General features: G+C 38.9%; 3 protein-coding genes. All 3 read left to right on the top strand.

From position 1 onward, the window contains the following. Positions 1 to 10: 10 nt before the first annotated feature. On the top strand, positions 11 to 1,312 hold the full coding sequence (locus FPG59_RS13235) for a hypothetical protein (RefSeq protein ID WP_086455063.1): 1,302 nt from the start codon (positions 11 to 13) through the stop codon (positions 1,310 to 1,312). A 44-nt stretch (positions 1,313 to 1,356) separates the two neighbouring features. Then, the gene (locus FPG59_RS13230; protein ID WP_086455062.1) at positions 1,357 to 2,814 is read left to right on the top strand and encodes a gliding motility-associated C-terminal domain-containing protein; all 1,458 of its coding nucleotides are present in this window, start codon (positions 1,357 to 1,359) and stop codon (positions 2,812 to 2,814) included. Between the two features lies 1 nt (position 2,815). After that, positions 2,816 to 5,721, top strand: a 2,906-nt coding sequence (locus FPG59_RS13225) for a PorP/SprF family type IX secretion system membrane protein (RefSeq protein WP_086455061.1), incomplete at its 3' end; no start/stop codon positions are given.

The raw sequence follows: 5,721 nt of genomic DNA, 5'->3' as shown, positions 1-5,721 counted from the left end.
TTTTAATCCCATGAAAAATTTCCCCAAAATTTTAACAATTTTTCTATTGGTAATTTCAGCTGCTCACGCACAGCAAGAAAAAGGAATTATTGGCCTTAATAACTGGTTGAATAACTGGACCGAGTTTAAGCCGAACAAAGTAGACTACGGAGAAGCCAATCAAATATTAGCAGTTAACATAACTGCAAATACTAAATTGTACAAGAAAAATGTTTATTTGCTTCAAGGTAATGTGTATGTGACTAACAACGCCGTGCTTACTATTGAACCTGGAACCAAAATTATTGGTGACTTTGATACCAAAGGAACTTTAATAATTACAAAAGGGGCTAGTATCATTGCAGATGGTTTAGAAACAGATCCTATTGTATTTACTTCTAATCGCAGTTTGAGAAAAGCTGGAGATTGGGGTGGTATCGTAATATTAGGTGATGCTCCTTTAAATAAATTTGGAGGTGTTGCTTCTGTAAATACTGGTAGTAACACAGATTTTATCCCAACTTTAACATCTTACGGTGGTAATAATCCTGCTGCTAATTCTGGTATTATGAGATACGTTCGTATTGAGTTTGCTGGATCAAAGCTTTCAACAGGTGGAGGAAATTTAAATTCTCTATTTTTGGCAGGTGTTGGAAACAAAACCATCCTACAAAATATAATGATTAGTTTCTCTGGAGGGAATTCATTTGAAATCTTTGGTGGTGATACTAATTTATCTCAAGTTGTTTCATACAAGTCTAGTAATGATGATTACCGTTTTAATTATGGTGCTCAAAGTAACTTGACAAACTCTCTTGCCATTCGTTCTTCTTTTTTATCAAGTAAAAATGGTTCAAGATGTTTAGATATTGCTTCTTACAATAAGAAAGAAGAGGTAGATTTCGCTAAAAAACAGACTTTGGTGGTAGCCACTAATTTAACTCTTGTGAACAACAGCGCTAATATTAATGCTGATATTGAATCAGGTTTAGTTAAAGAGGCCGTTTATATTGCTGAAAATGCTTCGCTCAACTGTAAGCGTACTGTAATTTCTGGTTTCAAACCGGCAGTTTTATTGGATAGTAAAATTCAATTGAATGATGAGAACTTAGCTAGAATTAAGTTAGAATCTATGTACTTTAATAACTGTAAAGGAAATATCTTTATTGTTGACAACTCTAATAATGAAGATTTAGAGTCTCATTACGGTCAGACTAACTTTTTTAATTACTATTCTCCAAACAGTAATAACGCAGAGACTTTTATTGACTTTGCCAATGAAAAAAGACCGGATTTCCGTTTACAATTATCTAAAATTACAGCATCTAATTAAGGATGCTGTAATGTTATAGCTGTCATGTTGATGCAAAACTAATTATGAAATGTAGACGCCCCCCTACTATTTTTAAAGCCTATCAATTTTTATTTTTATTGCTGTTTTTATTAGCAGTTAATTCCTTACACGCACAATTCACGATAAACAAGCCTTCGCTTGGTTTTACTCAAATATGTGCAAACAGTAATTTTAATACTTTTGAGGTTAGTTTTTCATTCAATCCTCCGGGATCATTAAGCGCCTCAAATCAATTTATACTAGAGCTGTCCGATGGAGTGGGAAGTTTTTCCACTCCAATAGCTCTTAGTTTCACAGAGAAACCAAATTCTGCCACACTCTCCTCAAGAACTTTTATTTTTGCTGTTCCAACCACAACGGGAGGTGAAAATTTCAGAATTAGAGTACGCAGTACTGCTCCTGCAGCAACTAGTCCTAGTTCTAACGCATTCGCGGCTTATTACAAGTTACAAGACACCCAATTTTCTATCAATAATTTCAATGAAAGCGCCACGTATTGTAGAGGTGGTTCGTATGTATTGACTATTGACAATCCGGGAACGGGAACTAATGATTCCCCCTTAAAATATCCATCACTAACATTTAAATGGTTCAAAGAACCAAGTTTAGTGCCTATAGCCACAACACCTAGCCTTACAGTTACAGCACCAGGAAGGTATTATGTTGAAACAAATTATGGTACATGTACTTCTGATTCTTTTTCTAACAGAGTTACGGTTGGAGAAGCTGCGGGTACAGTAGCAACGGTTACGTCAAGCAAAGGAAATCCATTTTGTCCATCAGAAGGACCAACAACATTGAGCACACAAGCTGGAAATACCTACCAGTGGTTTTTAAACGATGTCGCCATTGTAGGTGCTACTAGCCAAAATTATAGTACCACTACAGCTGGGAATTATACAGTTAGAGTTGATTTTGGAGGCTGTACCTCTACAGGAGCTATCAATCTAGAAAATGTACCTTTTACAAGTTCCTTAAATGTTACAGGAACAACCATTATCAACGAAGGAGAAACTAAGCAAATTGTAGCAACTACATCCGCAAATAATCCTACTTTTGAATGGTTCTTGAATGGTACTTTGATACCTTCAGCCACTACAAATACATTGAATGTAAATCAAGAAGGAAATTATTCTTTAACTATAACACAAACTACCGGTTGCATTTCAAAAAAAGAGTTACCATTTGAAATCCGTTTTCCTTTCGTAGACCCTAATGTGGTTTTAATACCAAATATCATAAGTCCTAACAATGATGGTATCAATGATACTTGGACCATACCACAACAATATATAAGTGGTACAAACACATCGGTGGTGGTCTTGAATGCAAGGGGTGAAATGGTTTTGAATACTACAAATTATCAAAATAATTGGCCAGAAGAGCAACTGGATTTTAAATCTGTGAATCCCATTTATTACTATATCATTACAACACAAGATAATACGATTAAAAAGGGTTCCATCACAGTAATTAGGTAACATGAAAAATATTTTTTTTAGTTTTTGTTTTTTTTTCTGTTTACTTCAGACTATCCATTCACAAGATAATGGTGTGGTCTCTTTCAATATACCAGTTAGAAATTCACTTAAGTTTCATAAATTTTTAATCAATCCTGCTTTTAGTTTTGCTAGGGAGCAAAACTCATACGCGACCATTTTTAACAAACGGGAATGGCTACAATTTGAAAATGCGCCGCAAACCTATTTGGCTAGTTATTCTGGACGTTTTGGTGAAAATCAAGGAATTGGTATAGGATTGTTTCAACAAAATTATGGCGTACTTACAACATTTGGTGGAGTGGCTAACTTTGCACAAAATGTATATCTCAGTGAAGACAATAATCTTACTTTTGGTTTAAATCTAGGTTTTTATAAAAGTGGAATTAATATAGGTAAAGTAGTTAGTAATTATACTGACCCTGCATTAGGATTAGTTCCTTCAAATTCATTACTAGTTGTAAGTCCAGGGATCAACTACGGAACCGCTTTTTTTGATTTTGGACTTGCTCTAAACAATGCGGTTCTGTATAATTTAGAAACATCACAAATGGTGCAAGATGACCCACAACGAGCACTACAAGCACATATAATGTATACGGGTTTTATAGACAGTAATGGTTTCTTTGACCGAAGTAAATTTTCGGGTCTTGTACGTACTGAAATTAAAAAAGAACAAACTATACTTTCTGGTTTAATGATGTTCAGTATTCCTAACGGAGTTTGGGCACAAGCAGGTTACAATTCATTTCACGGTGTTTCAGCGGGGATAGGACTTAATCTTACATCCAGAATTGCTTTGGAATATAACTATGAAAAAGCATTGGGTAATTTTACTCAATTTGGACCTTCGCATGAAATTGTTTTAGCCTACAAGTTCAATGGCAAGTATAGTAATGAGGATGAGGAAGAAGGTTCGATACTCCCTAAATTAGAACCTAAATCGGTTCCAACTCCACCGTCAACACCTAAAGTGACACAAAAATCAGCTTCAGATATACAAAAAGAAAATGATTTAAAAGCTGCTAAGGCTAAAGCCGTAGCAGATGCTGCTCAAAAAGCAAGACAAGATAAAGAAGCACAAGCTAAAGCAAAAGCAGAAGAGAATAGATTAAACCGTGAGAAAGCAATTGCTGATGCTGCTGAAGTAAGAGCCAAACAATTGGCTGATGCCAAGGCTAAAGTAGTTGTTCCTGTTTCTGCGGCAGATGCAAAAACAAAACTAGCTGCAGATGCAAAAGCGAAAGCGGATGCTGAGGCAGCCAAACAAGCTGCGCAAGCTAAGGCAAAATCAGAAGCAGAAACCAAAGCGAAACTAGCTGCCGATGCCAAGGCGAAAGCTGATGCTGAAGCTGTGAAACAAGCAGCAGTTGTTAAAGCCAAACTAGCCGCCGATGCTAAAGCGAAAGCAGATGCCGAAGCTGCTAAACAAGCTGCAAATAAACCTAAACCTGAAGAGGTTGCCAAAGCCAAATTAGCCGCAGATGCTAAAGCGAAAGCAGATGCTGAAGCTGCGAAACAAGCAGCAGTTGCTAAAGCAAAATCAGAAGCCGAAACGAAAGCGAAGTTAGCCGCAGACGCTAAAGCGAAAGCAGATGCTGAAGCTGCGAAACAAGCTGCTGAAGCTAAAGCAAAATCAGAAGCTGAGACCAAAGCGAAGTTGGCTGCAGATGCTAAATCGAAAGCAGATGCTGAAGCTGCCAAACAAGCTGCTGAAGCTAAAGCCAAATCAGAAGCCGAAACGAAAGCGAAGTTAGCCGCAGACGCTAAAGCGAAAGCAGATGCTGAAGCTGCGAAACAAGCTGCTGAAGCTAAAGCCAAATCAGAAGCTGAGACCAAAGCGAAGTTGGCTGCAGATGCTAAAACGAAAGCAGATGCTGAAGCTGCGAAACAAGCTGCTGAAGCTAAAGCCAAAGCAGAAGCCGAAACGAAAGCTAAATTAGCTGCAGATGCTAAAGCGAAAGCAGACGCTGAAGCTGCGAAACAAGCTGCTGAAGCTAAAGCCAAATCAGAAGCAGAAACCAAAGCGAAGTTAGCTGCAGATGCTAAAGCGAAAGCAGATGCTGAAGCTGCGAGTCAAGCTGCTGAAGCTAAAGCCAAAGCAGAATCAGAGGCTAAAGCGAAGTTGGCTGCAGATGCTAAAACGAAAGCAGATGCTGAAGCTGCCAAACAAGCTGCTGAAGCTAAAGCCAAAGCAGAAGCAGAAACCAAAGCCAAATTAGCTGCAGACGCTAAAGCAAAAGCAGATGCTGAAGCTGCGAAACAAGTTGCTGAAGCTAAAGCAAAATCAGAAGCCGAAACGAAAGCGAAGTTAGCCGCAGACGCTAAAGCGAAAGCAGATGCCGAAGCTGCAAAACAAGCTGCTGAAGCCAAAGCCAAAGCAGAAGCAGAGGCCAAAGCGAAGTTAGCTGCAGATGCTAAAGCGAAAGCAGATGCCGAAGCTGCAAAACAAGCTGCTGAAGCCAAAGCCAAAGCAGAAGCAGAGGCCAAAGCGAAGTTAGCTGCAGATGCTAAAGCGAAAGCAGATGCCGAAGCTGCAAAACAAGCTGCTGAAGCTAAAGCCAAAGCAGAAGCCGAAACGAAAGCTAAATTAGCTGCAGATGCTAAAGCGAAAGCAGACGCTGAAGCTGCGAAACAAGCTGCTGAAGCTAAAGCCAAATCAGAAGCAGAAACCAAAGCGAAGTTAGCTGCAGATGCTAAAGCGAAAGCAGATGCTGAAGCTGCGAGTCAAGCTGCTGAAGCTAAAGCCAAAGCAGAATCAGAGGCTAAAGCGAAGTTGGCTGCAGATGCTAAAACGAAAGCAGATGCTGAAGCTGCCAAACAAGCTGCTGAAGCTAAAGCCAAAGCAGAAGCAGAAACCAAAGCCAAATTAGCTGCAGACGCTAAAGC

The sequence above is a fragment of the Flavobacterium sp. FPG59 genome, from assembly GCF_002150205.1.
Lineage (GTDB): Bacteria > Bacteroidota > Bacteroidia > Flavobacteriales > Flavobacteriaceae > Flavobacterium.
This window is presented reverse-complemented; position numbering and strand designations above follow the sequence as displayed.